This window comes from Bacillus cereus group sp. MYBK14-1 (assembly GCF_051916885.1).
Lineage (GTDB): Bacteria > Bacillota > Bacilli > Bacillales > Bacillaceae_G > Bacillus_A > Bacillus_A cereus.
Genome location: NZ_JBQAHM010000024.1, coordinates 23,207 through 42,408, shown reverse-complemented (window position 1 = coordinate 42,408; position 19,202 = coordinate 23,207). Strand labels below are relative to the sequence as shown.

Here is a 19,202-nt window from a genome sequence, read left to right as displayed (position 1 = left end):
GGTCGGCAACACTCTATCTACAAATTTAAGTATCTCATAAAAATAGATACTCTTGGGTTTATAGGTACATCCCGTCCCTAAAAAACCTAACTTAATCATACGAGGAGGTGATACAAGCTATACGAAATCGATATTCAATTTTATTGAAAAAAAGGAGGATGTCTAAATGACAAAGAAAACAGAAATTCCATCACATTTAAAACCATTCGTATCCACACAACATTATGATCAATACACACCGGTGAATCACGCTGTGTGGCGTTATATTATGAGACAAAATCATAGCTTCTTAAAAGACGTTGCTCATCCAGCCTATGTGAACGGACTACAATCATCTGGTATTAATATAGATTCAATTCCAAAAGTAGAAGAAATGAATGAGTGTTTGGCACCAAGTGGCTGGGGTGCTGTAACGATTGACGGACTTATTCCCGGCGTAGCATTCTTCGATTTCCAAGGACACGGATTACTACCGATCGCAACAGATATTCGGAAAGTAGAAAATATCGAGTACACACCAGCGCCAGATATCGTACACGAAGCCGCAGGACACGCACCGATTTTACTTGATCCTACATATGCAAAATATGTGAAACGTTTTGGGCAAATTGGTGCAAAAGCTTTCTCTACAAAAGAAGAACATGATGCATTTGAAGCTGTTCGTACATTAACGATAGTAAAAGAAAGCCCTACTTCTACTCCTGATGAAGTTAAGGCTGCTGAAAATGCTGTAATTGAAAAACAAAACTTAGTTTCTGGTTTATCAGAAGCTGAACAAATTTCACGTCTTTTCTGGTGGACAGTAGAATATGGATTGATTGGAAATATAGATGATCCAAAAATATATGGTGCTGGTCTCCTTTCTTCTGTTGGCGAAAGCAAACATTGCTTAACAGACGCTGTAGAAAAAGTTCCATTTTCTATCGAAGCATGTACAGGGACAACTTATGACGTAACAAAAATGCAACCACAACTATTCGTTTGCAAGTCCTTTGAAGAATTAACAGATGCGCTTGAAACATTTTCTAAAACAATGGCCTTTAAAACAGGTGGAAAAGAAGGTTTAGAAAAAGCAATTCGCTCTGAGAACTATGCAACAGCTGAGCTAAATAGCGGATTACAAATTACAGGTACATTTAGCGAGACAATTGAAAACGATGCAGGTGAATTAATTTACATGCGAACAAATTCGCCAACGGCATTAGCACTTCATAATAAACAGTTAGCGAATCATTCTACTTCTGTACACAGTGACGGATTTGGAACACCAATTGGATTACTCACTGAAAATATTGCATTAGAAAATTGTACAGACGAACAACTACAATCATTAGGAATTACAATTGGAACTATCGCTGAGTTTACTTTTGCAAGTGGTATTCATGTAAAAGGAACAGTAACAGATATTGTAAAAAACGATAAGAAAATTGCTCTTATTTCCTTTATCGATTGCACAGTTACTTATAACGCCCGCGTTTTATTTGATGCTTCATGGGGCGCATTTGATATGGCTGTTGGCTCACAAATCACTTCAGTATTCCCAGGTGCCGCAGATGCAGCAGCATTTTTCCCAATGGATGAAGAAGTTCAAGAAATTCCTGCTCCACTTGTACTGAATGAACTTGAACGTATGTATCAAACAGTTCGAGATATTCGAAGTGAGGGGATTTTACACGAAGCGCATATCGATCAATTAGTAGCAATTCAAGAAGTATTAAATAAATTTTATGCGAAAGAATGGTTGCTGCGCCTTGAAGTATTAGAGTTACTTTTAGAGCATAACAAAGGGCATGAAACATCTGCAGCATTACTACATCAACTTTCTACTTTCACAACTGACGAAGCTGTAACACGCCTTATTAACAATGGTCTTGCGTTACTTCCAGTAAAGGATGTGAAAAATGATGCTAAGATTAACTGAAGAAGAAGTTCACGAGGAATTATTGAAGGTAGATAAATGGATGGTAAAAGATGAGAAATGGATTGAACGAAAATATATGTTTTCCGACTACTTAAAAGGAGTCGAATTTGTCTCTGAAGCCGCCAAACTATCAGAAGAACATAATCACCATCCATTTATCCTTATCCAGTATAAAGCAGTTATTATTACTTTGTCATCTTGGAATGCAAAAGGTTTAACGAAACTAGATTTTGAGCTTGCAAAACAATTTGATGAACTATTTTTACAAAACGAAAACGCAATTATAAGAAAATAAAAAAGAGAAGCCTTTTTAGGCTTCTCCTTTTATTTTGAAATGGATACAATGTCCAAATGGATCCTCGACTTGTAATATTCCATCTTTGTACGTAGCAATCTTGCCAATATTTTTTAAGCTTTCACATACTTGCTCTTTTTGTTTTTCATCCGCTAGTACAATTGTGAAATATTTTAAACCAACAGAACCTGGCATTTGCGGTGGTACCCCTTCACCTTGCCACGTATTTAAACCGATATGGTGATGATAACCACCTGCTGATACGAACAACGCTCCATTACGAGCTGGGATCGTTACTTCAAAACCAAGACCATCAACATAGAAACGTTTCGCTTCCTCTAAATCAGCTACATGGAAATGAATATGCCCCATCACAGTACCAGCTGGAAATCCATTCCATGTACTTCCTTGCTGTAATAATTCTTCACCAGCTAACGGGTTACTAACAAATGGGAGTTCTCCATTCTCATCACGCCAAACTTCTTTTTGTCGATCATGATAAATTTCAATCCCGTTTCCATCTGGATCAGCTAAATAAAGAGCTTCACTAAAGTAATGATCGGCTCCGCCATGTAGTGGATATACCATCTCTACAAGATGACGAAGAACATTCGCTAAATCCTGCCTACTTGGTAATAAAATTGCGTAATGATATAACCCTGTTCTTCCTCTTTGTTTCGGAAAAGCTTCTTTCTTTTCTTCAATGATAAGAAGTGGTTCATCATTTTCATTCCCAAATGTAACGACTGCTTCTTCTTCTTTTAGCACCTTCATACTTAGTACTTCCGTATAAAACTCTAGTGATTTCTTTACATTAGATACGTATAAATGAACAACATCAAGTGTTGTATCGGGATGAAGTTGAAAACTCATCTTGTTAGCCCCCCCATTTAAATTAGTTCTTCTTTGACATTTTTTCTTTTAAGAAATTATCTACAAAACCATCAGCTTTTGCAACAAATAAATATGCACCCATTGCTAATAATGCAAGTTCTAATTCGAAACCAGGATTTTTTCCATCTCCCAATAAACCAGCTGACCATTTCACTTTTACGATTGCTCCAACCATAACAAGTGCAAATAATAATCCAATATATCTTACACCTAAACCTAGAATTAATAATAGGCCTCCAACTAATTCAAATGTTGCTACACCGTATGCAAGTCCTCCTGGTAAACCAATGCTTGTAAACCACCCTGCAATATTGTCAATTCCTGATTGGAATTTTGTTAAACCGTGCATGAAGAATGTTACCCCTAACACGATACGAATAATTAAGTTACCAATATGTTGATTCATTTCTTTCTCTCCTTTATAGTTTTATTATACAAAACTTTTATTTACATTACAAAACATACACTAATTTTTTTTATTCGTCAATTCATTTTCACTGGGAAAAAATATATTTTTTTTGCTATGATACAAATAGTTGTTTACAAAAAGGAGCTTGATTTTATGAATATTGGTTCTGCAATACGTGAAATTCGTCAACGTAGGGGCATAACAATCGCACAAATTTGTGAGGGAACAGGTCTTTCTAAAGGATTTATGAGTCAGGTTGAAAATAATAAAACATCACCATCTATCTCAACTTTAGAAACGATCTCCAATTTTTTAAACGTTCCCCTTCCCTATTTATTGTTAGAGCAAAAAGATCGATTAAAAATTGTCAAAAAAGAAGAACGGAAATACAGTGTATACGGCAAAGATGAGCAAAGAATTGAACATGTTGCGGAGCAAGGGGGCCTTCGCCTATCTTTAGTAGAAATCCCTACTGGATTCCCGAAAGAAAATTCACCAAATGCCCATGAAGGGGAAGAATGTCACCTTGTATTACGCGGAAAATTAGAAGTTCAGCACGGTGAGGATATTGCAATTGTAGAAGAAGGTGATTCTTTCTCATGGAATGCATGCGTTCCTCATATTGTTCGTAATATAGGAGAAGAAACTGCATTATTACTCATCTCTAGTTATGCAGAAAATCGAAAACGTGTTTACTAAATAATAAAAAAGAAGCCTGTTAAACAGGCTTCTTTTTATCCCCTTATAATTCCATAACTTGTCCCAACTAGTACAGTCTTTTCATGCTGATTGCGATAAACTGACTCGATTGAAACTTTTTTATAGCCTTCCATTTGCTCAACATTTGTTAAAGTTAGTTCACAAGTGATCGTATCTCCTGTGAAAACTGGTCTAATAAACTCACTTACTAATTCTCTTGCTATGTAATGTAACTCTTCTCCCACTTTCGTCCCAATGCTAGCAGTCAATAAACCATGAACCATTAATCTTCCATTTTCATCGTATTCCACATGGTGTCTACCTTTATCACCGGTAATATTTGCAAATTCAAAAACTTCTTCCTCAGTAAATCTTCTTTCATATTTAAATACATCCCCAGCTTTTACACTCATTTTTATCCCCCTAATAATAAACAGAATTTTCTTTTATTTTATCATAAAACGAGCCTCAATCCATTCTCTATTATCAAAAGTCTCAAAATTACCTCGCTATACTTTTTTACTTTCCATTCATTTATCGGTGACCATCTCTTTTTGCGACTTGATATCCATAATACGCACATGTTCCATTTCTCGATAGCTCTCTAACTTCAAATCCACAGCTTCTATAAAAATCAAAATTGTTCGCTGATGTATGCGCAAACCAATCACCGTGGGGAAGTTTTTGCAGGCAAAGAGCTACAAGCTTCTTACCTAATCCCTTCCCTCTATATTCACACTTCACAACTAAATTTACTATGTTCGCAATCATAATTCCATCAGAAATGACTCTAACCATCGCAATCATCTCTTCCTCATCCCAAATTGTGAAAGCCCATGTTGAATTTTCGAATGCTATCGTAAATTTTTCAATTTGCCAAGAAGGGATATTATCATTACTCCAACCGGCATCTTCAAATAAAGCTTTAATTGCATATGCTGGTACACTACTCGTTCCCTCACGAATAATAAGTCCATTATGATAAATGTACATGTAACCCCTCCCTTTATTTTCATATACCATTCTTCAAAAAATGCAATTTACCTTTAAAAAAGTAATTTTTTCATCCAACACGCTTAATAGAATAAACTAGAGCATCGATTCCATGAAATGACGTTGTTTTCTCGTAGCTGAGCCCAGTTTTTCTAGCAACAAATATTGAGGCAGGATGATTCGGATTAATAAGAGAAATTAATTTATTCATTCGTAATGCTTGGAAACCATAGTCACGAAATGCTGCCGCCGCTTCTTTTGCATACCCTTTTCCCCAATACTGAGGAAGTAACCAATAACCAATTTCAATTTCTTCTTTTCCATCTATTTTCTGCTTTACCAGCCCTGCATGACCAATTCTTGTTCCCGTTTCCTTTTCAATCAATACAAATAAACCGAGACCGTTTTTATAGCTAGGAATCACCCATTCCTCCAGACTTTTTTTACACTGCATATATGTTTTTAATGTCCCATTTCCAATATAACGCATTACCTTCTCGTTCCCCCATAGTGAAGCGTAGAACTGTAAATCATCCATTGTATATTTGCGAATTTGTAAACGTTCTGTATGAAACATGCTGGCACTCCTTTCCACTAATTTATTCTTCATTTCACGATCATGTTTTGTATGTATACGGTATGTTACTATTTATTATAAAGTGAAACTTTAATCAGTGGGGAATTTTGTTCACCCCCACTGATTATTAGCCTTTACCAATCGGACGTTTACGGGCAGTGGATCTCCCGTCTAACTTCTTTGCTTTAACTGAATTTTTAGGCAAGAGTCTTACTGCCTGGAAAATAGCGGGATAAATGAACCAACGATAAAATACACAATATTCATTCTAAATAACTAAAAAAAGCAGTAGACAAATATTGTCCACTGCATCCATATCATAACTAGCATAAAGAAAACTACAATTGAGGGGGGTGTAGGATTTTCAAATATACTAGATACTTATCCCGTTCTAACGGGCGGTAAACTTTCCAATTGTTTCAAGTGAAAAGTTTACCGCACATAAGAACTTCCTTCGTTCATTAAGATAGTATTGCTAAATAATCATATACACGCTTAGATTTCTCTCCACCCATTCGTGCATGTTGAAGAAGAGAAATACCATGAGGGCCAGATGCACGCAATGCTTCTGGTTGAGCTACTAAAATAGCTTGTACAACTTCTAATTCACCAAGCATAGCTGCTGCAAAAATATCCATCCGAGCACCCTTTTCTAGTAAATAAAGAGCAATATCTTTACGACCTACATGTGCCGATGCGCCTAACGCACTTTCCCAATCTGATCCACCCCAATTATAAGAGGCGTGAAGTAAGCTTGGTGATTCAACCAATAGCTCTTGTACTTTCTCTAAATCCCCGTGAGCTGCCATAACAAATTCTCTTACTAATTCAGTGGTAATACGCTCTTCTGTTTGCATCGCTCTTCTCCCCTTTTAGAAATTCGTTTCGGTGTAAAAAAAGGCTTGTCACTTCCCTGAAAAATATCTACATCTATGCCAAATACATGTTGAAACATTTCATGGCATAGTACTTCTTCTGGTATACCATCATACTGAATCTTTCCTCGCTTTAATACAAGTAAACGATCACTATATTGAGCAGCTTGGTTAATGTCATGTAAAACCATTATAATTGTCATTCCAAACTCCTCATTTAATCGTTTCACAAGTTCCATTACTTCCAACTGGTGAACGATATCTAAAAAGGTTGTTGGTTCATCCAATAATAAGACATTTGTACGTTGCGCTAGCGTCATCGCAATCCAAGCACGTTGCCGTTCCCCTCCTGATAAAGAATGTAAAAGACGATATTCATACCCTTCAAGATTTGTAACAGACAATGCCCAATCAACAATTTCTTCATCTTCTTTATTTAAGCGGCTACTCCATGATTTATGTGGACCTCTTCCGAACTCAATTAGTTCTTTCACTGTTAAATCTAATTGATGATCATGCATTTGTGGTAACATTGCTAATTGCTTCGCTACATCAGCACTCTTCATCATATGAATATTTTTCCCATCTAAAATGATGTCCCCTTCGCTTTGTTTCAGTAGCCTTGCTATTAAACGAAGCAAAGTAGATTTTCCCGATCCATTCGGACCAATTAAACTAACGATTTCTCCAACCTTAATATGTACATTCATATTTTGCATTTGAAATCTTTCAGAGTGTGCGTAAAACACTTTGTTAACGGAAATCACTTTGTTTTCCTCCTCTATGAATTAAATATAAGAAGAACGGACCACCTAAGAAGGACAGTAAAATACCAACAGGCAATTCGATTGGGTCAAACCAACTTCGAGCTATTGCATCCGCAAAAACAAGTAATACCCCGCCGCCAAGGCATGATAAAGGTAGCAAATATCTATAATCATTTCCAACTAATAAACGTAGCATATGTGGTACGACAAGACCGACAAATCCAATAAGACCAGACACACTTACTGCAATTCCAGCTAATAATGTACTTACTACGATTAAATAAAACCGACTTTTTTCCACATTATGTCCTAATAACTTTGCCATTTCATCTCCAAGCATTAACACTCGAATATGCTTAATACCAAAGAAAGCTAATATAATGGCGAATATTGCATAATAAATAATCATGTTTAAATGTGCCCAACTTACACCACCAATACCGCCCGCTAACCACGGTAACACCGATTGTACTTTGTCACTATGTAATAACATTAATGCTGACGTTGCTGCACCAATTAATGCATTGATCGACACCCCTACTAAGACGATTCTTGAAGGTGGTGCCCCTTTTTGCCATGATAAAGCATAAATAACCATCGCTGTTATGAAAGCTCCTAAAAACGCCCCTAGTGGTAAAAAAGCTAGATGCTGTGGGAATAAAATCATGATGACAATTGCTACAAGGCCTGCTCCAGATGAAACTCCGATAATACCAGGATCTGCAAGAGGGTTTCTCATAACCCCTTGTAGCAGTGTACCAGATGCAGCTAAACATGTTCCTACTATAAACCCAATAAGCACTCTCGGTATGCGAAGATCCCATACAATTCGATGAACTGTCGAACCTTCCTCTTGTATACCTGTTAAAATATCTCGTATAGAAAAGGATAAACTTCCTGCGAAAAGACCGTACAAGAGACCTAGGATTGTTAATATAACTAAAGTAACTGCTATTATCCATCTTTTTTTCGCAAAAGGATGTTCCTTTTCTCTTACTACTTCACTACTTTCCATACGTATCATTTCCTTACATCTTGTATACTTTTATACATAAAGTCCATTGCTTCTGTAACTTTTGTACCAGGATTAGATCCAAATAAATCAGGTGGCAAAATAACTACGCGGTTTTGTTTTACTGCCTCTAAATTTTTCCACGCTTCATTTTTCATCATTTCGCCTTCGAATGCTTTTTTCACACTTTTTGGATCTCCGTGTGTAATTAAATAAATCACATCTGGATTCGCCTCAATAATACGTTCTACACTTAGCTGTGCATATTGCGGATATTCTTTCGTTTCTGGAAAATCAGAAGCAATATTTTTTCCGCCTGTTTTTTCTAAAATATCACCTGATAAAGATGTTGGTAATGCCGCTAAATAAGTACCTGGTGCGCCATACACTAGCAATGCTTTCACATCGCTCTTTTTCTCATATTTCTTCATTTGATCATTCATTTTTTGATTAATTTCTTTTGCTTTATCTTCTTTCTTCATTACCGTTCCATATAATTCAATATTTTTTTGAATATCTTGTACAGAATTCGCAGAAGAAATGATAACTTGCGTTCCTTGTCCTTCAACCGTTGGCACATTCTTTTGGAATCCATTGTTAGCAACAAGTACATCGGGCTTTAAACTAGCAATTTGCTCAAAATTCGGTTGATGTGCATTCCCAATTACTTGTGCTTTCCTTAACTCCTCTGGAAGAGTTAATTTCGTATCCGGGCGACCTACTATTTTTCCACCTAAAGCATGAATAATATCCATGTCCCCCATACTTAATGTTGCAAAACTTTCTGGCACTTTATCGAATGTTACCTTTCTTCCTGATAGGTCGGTAATTTCGATTTTCTCTTTTCCTTTTTCTGTTTTGGTTGCAGACGCTTTTTCGTCCCCTTTGGCACTGCAACCTATTAACAAGAAAAAAATAGATAAAATCGCTGTAAATAGCGTAATAGATTTTTTCATTCCTTCACCTCTAATTGATAATGATAATCATTAACTACTATTCTACTTTAATTGATAAGGATTATCATTGTCAACATGAAACGCATACATTTTTCTACAAAAAACAAAAAGCGTGACAAAAAGATTTTTTCTTTTCGCCGCGCTCTAGTTAACAATATTATTCACATTCATTTTCCTCTAGCTGGTCACGCATCACTCTCACACGCTGAAAGAAAAAGAACGATAAACTTAAAAATATAACGATGCTCCCCATCATAACAAAAAATTGGATTGTCTCTTTTGCTCCATTCGGAATCAACAAGCCAACCATTAACAATGTACTTACAGCGAGAAGAATTTGTCCGAACCGAGTATAGTCTTCTATTTTTCCTTTTAATTCTTTCATTATATTCTCACTCCTCCATTTCACTGTATCATATTCTATGAAACTGAAAGACCAGTAAATACAGCCATTCTGGGAGATGTTTTCCAATAAAAAAAGAGCCGCTTTACTGCGGCTCTTTTTTAATCATTATTCACCTTTATATGCTTTCATATAAATTTCTTTCAGTTCTGAAATAAGCGGCAACTTTGGATTAGCAGTTGTACATTGATCTTCAAAAGCTCTTTCTGCTAATACTCCAACAACCTCTTCAAATTGCTCTTTATCTACTCCTTTTCCTGCAATACTCATATTAATATTTAAGCTTTTTCCAAGCTCAATAATTGCTTTGACGAGTGATTCCACCCCTTCTGCTGCCGAGCTTGCTGGAAGCCCGAGCATTCTCGCTATATGTGCATATCTTTCATCTGCCACAAAGTGCTCATATTTTGGGAACAATGCGTGTTTTCTTGGCTTAATAGCATTATAGCGGACTACATGCGGCATTAGAATGGCATTTGCGCGTCCGTGCGGAATATGGAATTCTGGTCCAATTTTATGTGCTAAGCTGTGATTAATACCGAGGAAAGCATTTGCAAATGCCATACCTGCAATTGCAGAAGCGTTATGCATTTTTTCTCTTGCTTCTTCATCATTTCCATCTTTATATGCTCTCGGTAAATATTTGAATACGAGATCAATAGCTTTTAATGCTAATCCATCTGTATAGTCATTTGCCATAACAGACACATACGCCTCAATTGCATGTGTTAAAACATCCATACCAGTATCTGCTGTTACATGTGGTGGTACTGTCATTACAAATTGCGGATCAACAATTGCTACATCTGGTGTTAATTCATAATCTGCAAGCGGATACTTTATATTATTTTTCTTATCTGTAATAACCGCAAATGGTGTCACTTCTGATCCCGTTCCTGATGTCGTTGGAATCGCAACAAACTGCGCCTTATTTCCTAATTCCGGATATTTACATGTACGTTTTCTTATATCTAAAAACTTCTGTTTAATGCCATAGAATGTCGTTTCTGGATGCTCATAGAATAACCACATTCCTTTTGCTGCATCCATAGCTGAACCACCACCAAGTGCGATAATTACATCTGGCTTAAAGCTTCTCATCATTTCCGCACCTTTAAAAACAGTTTCATCTGATGGATCTGGTTCGACCTCAAAGAAAACTTCAACTTTCACATCATTTGCATGCTTGTTTAAATAGTGCGCGACTGTATCGACATAGCCATGTTCAACCATTCCAGGGTCCGTTACAATAAATGCACGTGAAATGTTAGGCATATTTGCTAAATAAGCTGTAGCATGTTTTTCAAAATAAATTTTTGGTGGCAATTTGAACCACTGCATATTCTTTTTTCTATTTGCCAGCCTTTTTATATTTAATAAATGAGTGGCTGTTACATTTTGGGAAACTGAATTCTTTCCGTATGAACCACAACCAAGTGTAAGTGATGGAATAAATCCATTATATATATCCCCTATTCCACCTTGTGATGAAGGTGCATTTACAATGAGACGGCAAGCTTTCATACGTAACCCAAATTGCTTTTGCACATCTTTATTTGTAGAATGGATAACTGCTGAATGTCCTAAACCACCTAGGTTCAACATTTCTTCGCAATATGTAAATCCTTCTTCTAATGAATTCGCCTTCACACAAGCTAATACTGGACTCAGTTTCTCACGAGATAACGGATATGCTGCTCCGATACCTTGAATTTCAGCTACAAGCATTTTTGTATGTTCAGGAACAGTAATCCCAACTAAATCGGCAATATACTGTGCTGATTTCCCTACAATATCACTATTTACTGCACATGTATTTTCATTTATAACAAGCTTTTCTAATTTTTTTCTTTCTTCTTCTGTTACAAAGTAACAATTGTTTTCAATCATTTCTGTTTTAACATCATCATAGATTTCTTTATCGACAATGATTGCTTGTTCCGATGCACAAATCATACCGTTATCAAATGTTTTCGATAAAATTAAATCATTAACAGCTCGTTTTACATGTGCTGATTTTTCTATATAACACGGTACATTACCAGGCCCAACGCCTAACGCTGGTTTTCCAGTAGAGTAAGCTGATTTCACCATACCAGCGCCTCCAGTTGCTAGAACGAGTGCTACACCATCATGGTTCATTAATTGTTTCGTCGCTTCAACAGACGGTCTTTCAATCCATTGAATACAGTGTTTTGGTGCACCAGCTTTCATCGCTGCATCATATACTGTTTTCGCCGCTGCCACAGAACATTTTTGTGCGGAAGGATGAAACGCGAAAATAATTGGATTTCTTGTTTTTATCGCAATTAACGCTTTAAACATTGTTGTCGACGTTGGATTCGTTACTGGTGTTACCCCAGCTACTACACCGACAGGTTCCGCGATTTCTATTATTTCTTCATGAGAATCTTCGTGAATAATTCCTACCGTTTTATCTTGTTTTATACTATGCCAAATATATTCAGTGGCAAAAATATTTTTAATGCATTTGTCTTCATATACACCACGGCCAGTTTCTTCAACTGCCAATTTTGCTAGCGGCATATGTTGATCAACACCTGCTAATGCCATTTCATGAACAATGTTGTCAATTTCCTCTTGTGTAAAACTTTCTAATGCTTGTAAAGCTTGTTGACCATTATTTACTAGTGTATCAATCATCTTTTTTACTTCCTGCATTTCATTTACAACTTTCTCTTTGACTACCATGTAAATTTCCTCCTATTCTACTATCACGGTCCTTATATGTCCCTATAGGTCAAAATAAGTCCCAATTAACATAAAAAAATAGAGATGCTTTCCTACATGAATTTCATTGTTTGTGAAATTTTTCACAAGTTTGTTCGTGAGTAACATTTCCTGAATTCAATATACATGAAATCATTTCGTTTGTGTATGTCTATTTTGTGAAATGTTTCACAAAATGATGTAATAAAAAAACACACTGCTAATATAGAGCAGTGCATTTTTTTATTATGCTAACGCTTGTGCTAAATCTTCAATTAAATCTTCACCATCTTCAATACCGACAGAAATACGAATTAATGTATCTGTAATTCCTAATTCTTTGCGGCGATCAGCTGGGATTGATGCATGTGTCATTTGAGATGGAATAGAAATTAAACTTTCTACTGCTCCTAAACTTTCAGCAAGTGTAAAGTACTGCAATTTCTCAAGTACTTTATTTAATGTCTCTTCACTATCTACATCAAATGAGATAATAGCACCAAATCCATTTGCTTGTTCTGTTGCTAATTCGTGGTTTTGATGTGATTCAAGACCTGGGTAATATACTTTATTTACTTTTGGATGATTATTTAAGAACTCAGCAATAGCGCGTGAATTCGTTTCATGTTCTTCCATACGAATTCCTAACGTTTTTAAACCACGAAGTAGTAAGAAGCTATCTTGTGGCCCAAGAATACCGCCTGTTGAGTTTTGTACAAAGTGAAGATCTTCTGCTAGTTGTGGGCTATTTACAACTACTAGACCTGCAACTACGTCACTATGACCTCCTAAATATTTCGTTGCACTATGAAGCACAATATCTGCTCCTAAAGAAATCGGCGACTGCCAATATGGCGTCATGAATGTGTTATCGATAATTGTTAATAAGTCTTTCTCTTTAGCAAGAGTAGATATTTTCTTAATATCAGTAATTTTTAGTAGTGGGTTCGTTGGTGTTTCTACATAAATTGCTTTCGTATTTGGACGAATCGCTTCTTCAACTTCCTCTAAGTTTGTTGTATCTACAAATGTATGCTCAATACCGAAACGGTTTAATACTTTCGTAATAACGCGGTATGTTCCGCCATACACATCATCTGTTAAAATAACGTGGTCACCTTTTGAGAACAACATAATTGTCGCTGTAATAGCAGCCATTCCTGAACCAAATGCAAATCCAGCATGCCCATTTTCTAATACAGCAATCATTTCTTCTAAAGCTGCACGTGTTGGGTTACCTGTACGTGAATATTCATATCCTTGATGCTTACCAACTGCTTCTTGTTTGTACGTACTTGTTTGATAAATCGGTACGTTTACAGATCCAGTTGAAGGTTCTCCTATGCGAATACCATGAATTAACTTTGTCTTTGCTCTCATTTTTTATTCCCATCCTTTGTATATGTCTTTACTTAAATAGCGCTCACTGCTATCTGGAAAAATGGTTACAATATTTGTACCTGGTGCTGCCTTCTCTGCCTCAAGTAAGCTCGCATGAAATGCTGCTCCTGAAGAGCTTCCAACGAGAAGTCCTTCTTTTTGCGCTAATTCTTTCACTCGTAAAAATGCATTTCGATCAGAAATCGTATGAATTTCATCAAAATAAGATGTCTTCAAAAATGGGGGGATAAATTCCAGTCCAATTCCTTCGGTCTCATGTGAACCAGCCTTACCACCATTTAAAATAGATCCTTCTGGCTCTACGATAACTGTTTTAATATCTATATTTTTTTCTTTCAAGTAAGATGCAGTCCCCATAAACGTACCGCCAGTTCCTGCTCCAGCAACAAATATGTTAATCTCTCCATTCAATGCGTCCCACAGTTCAGGTCCTAATGTTTTAAAATATGCACGAGGATTTGCCTCATTTGCGAACTGACTTGGAGAGTATGAATTCGGTATTTCATTTACTAACTCTTTTGCTTTAGCAATTGCACCGGTCATTCCTTGCTCAGTCGGTGTATGCACGACAGTTGCACCTAGTGCTTTCATTAATTCTTGTTTTTCAATACTAAATTTCTCTGGTACACAAACAATAACACGTAAATCATGTTCTAATGCTGCAAGTGCCAGTCCAATACCAGTATTCCCAGCAGTCGGTTCAATAATTGTTCCACCCTGGGTAACAAGCCCTTTTTCTAGCGCATCTTCGATTAATTCTCTTCCTAAACGATCCTTAACGCTTCCGCCTGGATTATAAAATTCAAGCTTTGCAAATAAACGGACCCCTATTGGAAGTGAAAAACGAGTAATTTCTACAATTGGTGTATGACCAATTAACTCATGAACTCCACGATATACATTCATCGTGTTCTCCCCCTTGTTTGCCAATAAAGAAAAGGCAACTGTATGTATTTTCTTTATATGAGACAGTTGCCTTTTTGTTACATTACTTTAACTCTTCTAACACTTTTACGATAAAGTTTGTAGAATGAAGAGCTGCTTGATCTAAAAACTGATCAAATGAAACATTTGATTCTTTACCAGCAATATCAGAAAGTGCGCGAATGATAACAAACGGAATTTCATATTGGTGGCATACTTGTGCAACAGCTGCTGCTTCCATTTCTACCGCATAAAGATTTTCAAATTTATCACGGATGGCTGCAACGCGATTCGGATCACTCATAAATGAATCACCTGTTGCAATCATACCTTTTACAACTTGAATATTTTCTTCAGCCTGCATACATTTCTCAGCTAATGCAACTAACGCCTCATCAGCTTTAAATCCAGGCGGCATTCCTGGTACTTGACCATATTCATAGTTAAATGCTGTTACATCTACGTCATGGTGACGAACTTCAGTGGAAATAACTACATCACCAACGTTTAGAGAATGATGGAATCCACCAGCTGAACCAGTATTAATTACTTTTTCAGGCTTATATTTTTCTAATAAAATTGTCGTTGACATCGCTGCGTTTACTTTACCAATACCAGACTTTAACAAGATTACTTCATGCCCTGCTAATAGCCCTTTCGTAAATTCACAACCAGCAACCGTTTCTGTTTCTGCTTGTTCTAATTTGTCACGTAAAATACGTACTTCTTCTTCCATTGCTCCAATTACAGCAATTCTCAATCTAATCCCTCTTTCTATTGCTTAGTTGCCTCCATTACCCAAACGAAATGATTTAATCTCGTGAAAGTTACATGGAAGCCATTGTTTTCAAAAATAGTCTGCATAACTGGAATACGTGTATAGTATTCCGTTTGCAAATCGTTTGCTAACTGGTGGAAACCTCTTTCTTTTGCTGTTTCAACAGTTTTATCATATGCATCTTGATCTGCAAATATCGTATCAGCAAACACTATTTTACCACCTTTGTTTAGCAATTGACTATACTTCGCAATCGCTACATTTTTTTCATCATCTGTTAAATGATGAAATGCATAGGTGCTTACAATGGTATCAATTGAATTTGGAACTTCAAACGAAAGAAAATCACCCTCTGTAATTGAAAATTCTTTTGGCAATTTCTCTTTTGCAATCATGCGCATTTCACGCGACGGTTCTATACCGTAAACTGTGCGGCCAGCAAGTAATAATTTATTTGTTAAATTACCTGTACCGACACCAAATTCTAATACATTACCAAATGACTTGTTAACTACATCCTCTAGAATGTCCTCATAATGAGCGAAAACTTCTTTATATTGTATATCTTCGCCTTGTACAAATGAGTCGTACGTATGAGCCCACTCATCAAATAAACCATTAAATTCTGTACCCATAAAAATTCCCCTTTTTCTTATCGGTTTTATCAGTATGATATTCCCTCTTTCTAAAAATGTCAATTGAAATGTACATGGTATTTCCTTCTTTTCTTTGTTACACTATAGTTGATTACATAGGAGAGGGGCCGTCTTCATGTCATTTACCTTTGAAATGTTAGAAGATAAAGTAGAGTTTTTTGAAGCGGGAGACTTAGCTTCTTTAGAACGAAAAATTAGTGAACAAATTGATAATAATAAAGCACTTATGCTTGAAGTTCATCACATCTCTCATCAAATGGTTATGGATCCTGAAAGCAAAAGACCGTATTATAGCGCGGTTGTTCATTTTAAATTAAAGAAATTGCGTTAACAAAAAAGAGAAGCTCCTAAGGAGCTTCTCTTTTTTAGTTTAGAGTTTGAACAAGTACTGGTTTCCAGCCCTCATTGTCTACCCAATCAATATTTACGTAATATCTTTTCCCACTTTGCTTATCTTGAACATCACCATAAGCTTTGCTCTTTCCAGTTTTGTCTCTTCCAACAAAATGGAATACTAATTGCTCTTTCGGTATCTCAACACCTGCAGCAATTGCACTTTGCATCTCATTCCAATCTGATGACCCTTGTTTAAACGTCATCGCCGGTGATGAACCTTGTTCTGTTCCTACAGCTTTCCAAGAAGGTTTTGTGTAAGCCTCTTTTGCCTTAGATACAGTTTTTTCAGCTGATACTTTCTCGTTAGCTTTCGCTTCTTCTTCAGCTTTTTTCTGTTCTTCTTCAGCCTTTAGCTTCTCTTCTTCAGCTTTTTTCTTAGCTTCTGCTTGCTCTTGTTCTTTTTCTTTTTTCTTAGCAGATTCTTTATCTTCTGATTTTCCAGCTTTCTCATTCTTTGTTGTTTGTTGAGAGACTTTCTTATCAGTAGAAGATGCTTGCTCTTTCGTACTAGGAACGAACAATTGATATGCTACAATAGCTACTAATAGTAATACAATAGCGATTGCAATATTTAAAACACCGTTTTGACGACGTTTTTGTTGTTTCTGTTGGAATCTTGATCCTCCTGCCATTCTCCAAACCTCCATGCAGTTTTTCCTAATTGCTATTGTAACATTAAATCTAGAAAGGTTGAACATTTACAATGATATTTTCATGAAATGAAGACATTTCACTATAAATTGCAAGATTACTTTTCATTCTCTAATTGATAGATTGCTCCCACCATATCTTTAAAAGTAGGTGTAACTTTATTCACTTTGCTATCAGTCTCTAGATCAACAACAACTAAAGCATATCTTGGATTCTCATACGGAAAATAACCTGCAAACCAGCGATTCACCTTCGTCCCTTTCCCCGTTTGCGCTGTCCCGGATTTTCCAGCGACACTTAGTGGCAACGAACGGAATGCCGTTCCTGTTCCTTTCTCCCTTGTTACAACGCCTCTTAATAACTCTTGTAATGTTTTCACTGTTTCATACGAAAGCTGTTTTCCATTTAACGTATGGCTCTCAAATGTAAAAAAATCCGCTCCATTTTTATATACTATTTTTTCAACAGCTTTCACTTCCATCTTTTCTCCATTCCTCGCAATCGTCGCCATCATATTTGCAATTGCTAGAGGTGATATACGTACATCTTTCTGTCCAATCGCTGTTTGTTCTACCGCTTTTTTATTACTTTTATTTTCTTCATTCCCCCAAATAGTAGTGCCTTTCTCTTCTGGCATTTGCTCAAAATGAGGTGTATGAAATACAGAACCTTTCCATCCAACCTTTTCATTTGCTCCTAGAGCTGCTACGTATGTTTCTAACACCGTCCTATCCTTTTGTAATAGCTCGTTACCTAACTCGGAAAATGTCCTGTTACAGCTCCTAGCAAAGCTCTCTTTAAAGTTAAGCGTACCCATCCTAACTTGCGGGTCGTTTTCACCATATAAATCTTTATTACAGTTAAATGTCCGATTAAACAAATTTACTTTTTGATCAATGACTGCAGCTGCAACTACTGTTTTAAAAACAGAGCCTGGAAAATGTGGCGTTAACATTTGATTTTCAAGTGTAGTTTTATATAAATTCTCATCCCTTACTTGTAAAGACGGCTTACTAACCATCGCTAATATTTCATTTGTCTTTACATCAAGTAATACTAATCCCCCCTTCTTTATTTCGTTTGCTTCAATCACTTCTTCTGCTTTTTGCTGCAACTCTTTATGTAAAGTAGTTTGAATCCTAACTGGATAAAATGGATTTCCTGGTGAAGTGTATTTCGCTTGCTTTCCGAAAATTGGTTCTCCTTGCCGATCTACTTGATATAATACTTTTGCCTCTCCATCAGTCAATAGAAATTCATCAAATGATTGCTGTAATCCTGAAATACCTATCGGCGTTTGTTTTGAAATTTTTTTCAATTCTCCATATCGCTTTTGAAATTCCCTTTCGTTCTCCCCTACATCACCAATTAAATGACTTATCTCTCCAGTTTGTTTTAATCGCACTTCAGCTGCTACAATACCTAATACATGTAATTCATTTACCTTCTCCATCTGCTCTCGTGTCACTCGAAATGGAGCAGTTTCTCCTTGTAGGGTAAATGCATTTTTGTTATTTTTCATTTGTCTTCTAATCTCTTGTCTCGACACACCAATGATATGCGCGATTTTCTCTAACATGTCATTTTTTATTTGTAAAAATGGAAAAATAATTAAAACAGGATATTTTTCCTCACCTATTTCTTTACCATTACGATCTATAAACTGCCCACGTCCATCGTCTACTGTAATGGATTGTGTGCGTTGCGTAACACTTTTTTCAATTAAATTTATTTTGCGATCAGTAAATGATTCTGTATCTATAATTTGAATTTGGATTAAACGACAAAGCAATAAAAACATAACGCTCATAAAACAAATTAAAACAATTGTAATTCTCCGTTTTATTTTCATAAAAAACACCTCA

General features: G+C 36.2%; 21 protein-coding genes. 4 read left to right on the top strand and 17 right to left on the bottom strand.

The window, feature by feature from the left end; all coding sequences use genetic code 11:
• Window positions 1–166: 166 nt before the first annotated feature.
• Together ACTFR3_RS28775 and ACTFR3_RS28770 are read left to right on the top strand one after the other, a co-directional pair.
• Window positions 167–1,921, top strand: a complete 1,755-nt coding sequence (locus tag ACTFR3_RS28775; RefSeq protein ID WP_000163213.1) for an aromatic amino acid hydroxylase — start codon at window positions 167–169, stop codon at window positions 1,919–1,921.
• The gene (locus tag ACTFR3_RS28770) at window positions 1,902–2,216 is read left to right on the top strand and encodes a 4a-hydroxytetrahydrobiopterin dehydratase (RefSeq protein ID WP_000979538.1); all 315 of its coding nucleotides are present in this window, start codon (window positions 1,902–1,904) and stop codon (window positions 2,214–2,216) included. Before ACTFR3_RS28775 ends, ACTFR3_RS28770 begins: the two co-directional genes overlap by 20 nt.
• Window positions 2,217–2,231: 15 nt before the next feature.
• Here ACTFR3_RS28770 and ACTFR3_RS28765 read toward each other — a convergent pair whose 3' ends face one another.
• Complete coding sequence (locus ACTFR3_RS28765; RefSeq protein ID WP_000009840.1) at window positions 2,232–3,089, bottom strand: VOC family protein; 858 nt, start codon at window positions 3,087–3,089, stop codon at window positions 2,232–2,234.
• Window positions 3,090–3,111: 22 nt separating this feature from the next.
• A complete protein-coding gene (locus ACTFR3_RS28760) occupies window positions 3,112–3,516 on the bottom strand; it encodes a DoxX family protein (protein ID WP_001071553.1) in 405 nt (134 codons plus the stop codon).
• Window positions 3,517–3,672: 156 nt separating this feature from the next.
• Between ACTFR3_RS28760 and ACTFR3_RS28755 the strand changes: the two genes are divergently transcribed.
• The gene (locus ACTFR3_RS28755; protein WP_001020693.1) at window positions 3,673–4,218 is read left to right on the top strand and encodes a helix-turn-helix domain-containing protein; all 546 of its coding nucleotides are present in this window, start codon (window positions 3,673–3,675) and stop codon (window positions 4,216–4,218) included.
• 35 nt (window positions 4,219–4,253) lie between these two features.
• Here ACTFR3_RS28755 and ACTFR3_RS28750 read toward each other — a convergent pair whose 3' ends face one another.
• From ACTFR3_RS28750 to ACTFR3_RS28690, 13 genes are all read right to left on the bottom strand, one after another.
• On the bottom strand, window positions 4,254–4,631 hold the full coding sequence (locus tag ACTFR3_RS28750) for a MaoC/PaaZ C-terminal domain-containing protein (protein ID WP_000111564.1): 378 nt from the start codon (window positions 4,629–4,631) through the stop codon (window positions 4,254–4,256).
• Between the two features lie 121 nt (window positions 4,632–4,752).
• Window positions 4,753–5,211, bottom strand: coding sequence for a GNAT family N-acetyltransferase (locus ACTFR3_RS28745; RefSeq protein WP_000276126.1), 459 nt, complete (start codon window positions 5,209–5,211; stop codon window positions 4,753–4,755).
• A 70-nt stretch (window positions 5,212–5,281) separates the two neighbouring features.
• Window positions 5,282–5,821 (bottom strand): GNAT family N-acetyltransferase, encoded by a 540-nt coding sequence (locus ACTFR3_RS28740; RefSeq protein ID WP_004408018.1) that lies wholly within the window; start codon window positions 5,819–5,821, stop codon window positions 5,282–5,284.
• A gap of 428 nt (window positions 5,822–6,249) precedes the next feature.
• Window positions 6,250–6,645, bottom strand: a complete 396-nt coding sequence (locus ACTFR3_RS28735; RefSeq protein ID WP_001192766.1) for an ankyrin repeat domain-containing protein — start codon at window positions 6,643–6,645, stop codon at window positions 6,250–6,252.
• Window positions 6,612–7,430: an ABC transporter ATP-binding protein gene (locus ACTFR3_RS28730; protein WP_000626552.1), complete on the bottom strand. Its 819-nt coding sequence runs from the start codon at window positions 7,428–7,430 to the stop codon at window positions 6,612–6,614. The genes ACTFR3_RS28735 and ACTFR3_RS28730 overlap by 34 nt, the downstream gene beginning before the upstream one ends.
• Window positions 7,417–8,445 (bottom strand): FecCD family ABC transporter permease, encoded by a 1,029-nt coding sequence (locus ACTFR3_RS28725; RefSeq protein ID WP_002041831.1) that lies wholly within the window; start codon window positions 8,443–8,445, stop codon window positions 7,417–7,419. The genes ACTFR3_RS28730 and ACTFR3_RS28725 overlap by 14 nt, the downstream gene beginning before the upstream one ends.
• A 5-nt stretch (window positions 8,446–8,450) precedes the next feature.
• On the bottom strand, window positions 8,451–9,398 hold the full coding sequence (locus ACTFR3_RS28720; protein ID WP_000748460.1) for an ABC transporter substrate-binding protein: 948 nt from the start codon (window positions 9,396–9,398) through the stop codon (window positions 8,451–8,453).
• Window positions 9,399–9,555: 157 nt separating this feature from the next.
• Window positions 9,556–9,783, bottom strand: a complete 228-nt coding sequence (locus ACTFR3_RS28715; protein ID WP_000661264.1) for a YrhC family protein — start codon at window positions 9,781–9,783, stop codon at window positions 9,556–9,558.
• A 126-nt stretch (window positions 9,784–9,909) separates the two neighbouring features.
• Window positions 9,910–12,513, bottom strand: coding sequence for a bifunctional acetaldehyde-CoA/alcohol dehydrogenase (gene adhE, locus ACTFR3_RS28710; RefSeq protein WP_440045091.1), 2,604 nt, complete (start codon window positions 12,511–12,513; stop codon window positions 9,910–9,912).
• A 264-nt stretch (window positions 12,514–12,777) separates the two neighbouring features.
• Window positions 12,778–13,911: a bifunctional cystathionine gamma-lyase/homocysteine desulfhydrase gene (locus tag ACTFR3_RS28705; RefSeq protein ID WP_001201908.1), complete on the bottom strand. Its 1,134-nt coding sequence runs from the start codon at window positions 13,909–13,911 to the stop codon at window positions 12,778–12,780.
• A 3-nt stretch (window positions 13,912–13,914) separates the two neighbouring features.
• Entirely contained in the window at window positions 13,915–14,838 is a 924-nt protein-coding gene (locus ACTFR3_RS28700) for an O-acetylserine dependent cystathionine beta-synthase (protein WP_001103874.1), read from the bottom strand.
• An 82-nt stretch (window positions 14,839–14,920) separates the two neighbouring features.
• The gene (mtnN, locus tag ACTFR3_RS28695) at window positions 14,921–15,616 is read right to left on the bottom strand and encodes a 5'-methylthioadenosine/S-adenosylhomocysteine nucleosidase (RefSeq protein ID WP_001217024.1); all 696 of its coding nucleotides are present in this window, start codon (window positions 15,614–15,616) and stop codon (window positions 14,921–14,923) included.
• Between the two features lie 14 nt (window positions 15,617–15,630).
• A complete protein-coding gene (locus ACTFR3_RS28690) occupies window positions 15,631–16,269 on the bottom strand; it encodes a class I SAM-dependent DNA methyltransferase (RefSeq protein WP_000536320.1) in 639 nt (212 codons plus the stop codon).
• Window positions 16,270–16,405: 136 nt separating this feature from the next.
• Between ACTFR3_RS28690 and ACTFR3_RS28685 the strand changes: the two genes are divergently transcribed.
• A complete protein-coding gene (locus ACTFR3_RS28685) occupies window positions 16,406–16,621 on the top strand; it encodes a YrzA family protein (RefSeq protein WP_000010984.1) in 216 nt (71 codons plus the stop codon).
• Between the two features lie 34 nt (window positions 16,622–16,655).
• On the opposite strand, the gene ACTFR3_RS28680 is transcribed toward ACTFR3_RS28685, so the two are convergent.
• Both ACTFR3_RS28680 and ACTFR3_RS28675 read right to left on the bottom strand, forming a co-directional pair.
• Complete coding sequence (locus ACTFR3_RS28680; protein WP_000897098.1) at window positions 16,656–17,318, bottom strand: YrrS family protein; 663 nt, start codon at window positions 17,316–17,318, stop codon at window positions 16,656–16,658.
• Window positions 17,319–17,434: 116 nt separating this feature from the next.
• A complete protein-coding gene (locus tag ACTFR3_RS28675; RefSeq protein ID WP_078385609.1) occupies window positions 17,435–19,189 on the bottom strand; it encodes a peptidoglycan D,D-transpeptidase FtsI family protein in 1,755 nt (584 codons plus the stop codon).
• Window positions 19,190–19,202: the final 13 nt, after the last annotated feature.

Bases quoted from the DNA above. Each gene is read 5' to 3' on its own strand.
- ACTFR3_RS28775 (WP_000163213.1), top strand. From the start codon at position 167: ATGACAAAGAAAACAGAAATTCCATCACATTTAAAACCATTCGTATCC.
- ACTFR3_RS28770 (WP_000979538.1), top strand. From the start codon at position 1,902: ATGATGCTAAGATTAACTGAAGAAGAAGTTCACGAGGAATTATTGAAG.
- ACTFR3_RS28765 (WP_000009840.1), bottom strand. From the start codon at position 3,089: ATGAGTTTTCAACTTCATCCCGATACAACACTTGATGTTGTTCATTTA.
- ACTFR3_RS28760 (WP_001071553.1), bottom strand. From the start codon at position 3,516: ATGAATCAACATATTGGTAACTTAATTATTCGTATCGTGTTAGGGGTA.
- ACTFR3_RS28755 (WP_001020693.1), top strand. From the start codon at position 3,673: ATGAATATTGGTTCTGCAATACGTGAAATTCGTCAACGTAGGGGCATA.
- ACTFR3_RS28750 (WP_000111564.1), bottom strand. From the start codon at position 4,631: ATGAGTGTAAAAGCTGGGGATGTATTTAAATATGAAAGAAGATTTACT.
- ACTFR3_RS28745 (WP_000276126.1), bottom strand. From the start codon at position 5,211: ATGTACATTTATCATAATGGACTTATTATTCGTGAGGGAACGAGTAGT.
- ACTFR3_RS28740 (WP_004408018.1), bottom strand. From the start codon at position 5,821: ATGAAGAATAAATTAGTGGAAAGGAGTGCCAGCATGTTTCATACAGAA.
- ACTFR3_RS28735 (WP_001192766.1), bottom strand. From the start codon at position 6,645: ATGCAAACAGAAGAGCGTATTACCACTGAATTAGTAAGAGAATTTGTT.
- ACTFR3_RS28725 (WP_002041831.1), bottom strand. From the start codon at position 8,445: ATGGAAAGTAGTGAAGTAGTAAGAGAAAAGGAACATCCTTTTGCGAAA.
- ACTFR3_RS28720 (WP_000748460.1), bottom strand. From the start codon at position 9,398: ATGAAAAAATCTATTACGCTATTTACAGCGATTTTATCTATTTTTTTC.
- ACTFR3_RS28715 (WP_000661264.1), bottom strand. From the start codon at position 9,783: ATGAAAGAATTAAAAGGAAAAATAGAAGACTATACTCGGTTCGGACAA.
- adhE (WP_440045091.1), bottom strand. From the start codon at position 12,513: ATGGTAGTCAAAGAGAAAGTTGTAAATGAAATGCAGGAAGTAAAAAAG.
- ACTFR3_RS28705 (WP_001201908.1), bottom strand. From the start codon at position 13,911: ATGAGAGCAAAGACAAAGTTAATTCATGGTATTCGCATAGGAGAACCT.
- ACTFR3_RS28700 (WP_001103874.1), bottom strand. From the start codon at position 14,838: ATGAATGTATATCGTGGAGTTCATGAGTTAATTGGTCATACACCAATT.
- ACTFR3_RS28690 (WP_000536320.1), bottom strand. From the start codon at position 16,269: ATGGGTACAGAATTTAATGGTTTATTTGATGAGTGGGCTCATACGTAC.
- ACTFR3_RS28685 (WP_000010984.1), top strand. From the start codon at position 16,406: ATGTCATTTACCTTTGAAATGTTAGAAGATAAAGTAGAGTTTTTTGAA.
- ACTFR3_RS28680 (WP_000897098.1), bottom strand. From the start codon at position 17,318: ATGGCAGGAGGATCAAGATTCCAACAGAAACAACAAAAACGTCGTCAA.
- ACTFR3_RS28675 (WP_078385609.1), bottom strand. From the start codon at position 19,189: ATGAAAATAAAACGGAGAATTACAATTGTTTTAATTTGTTTTATGAGC.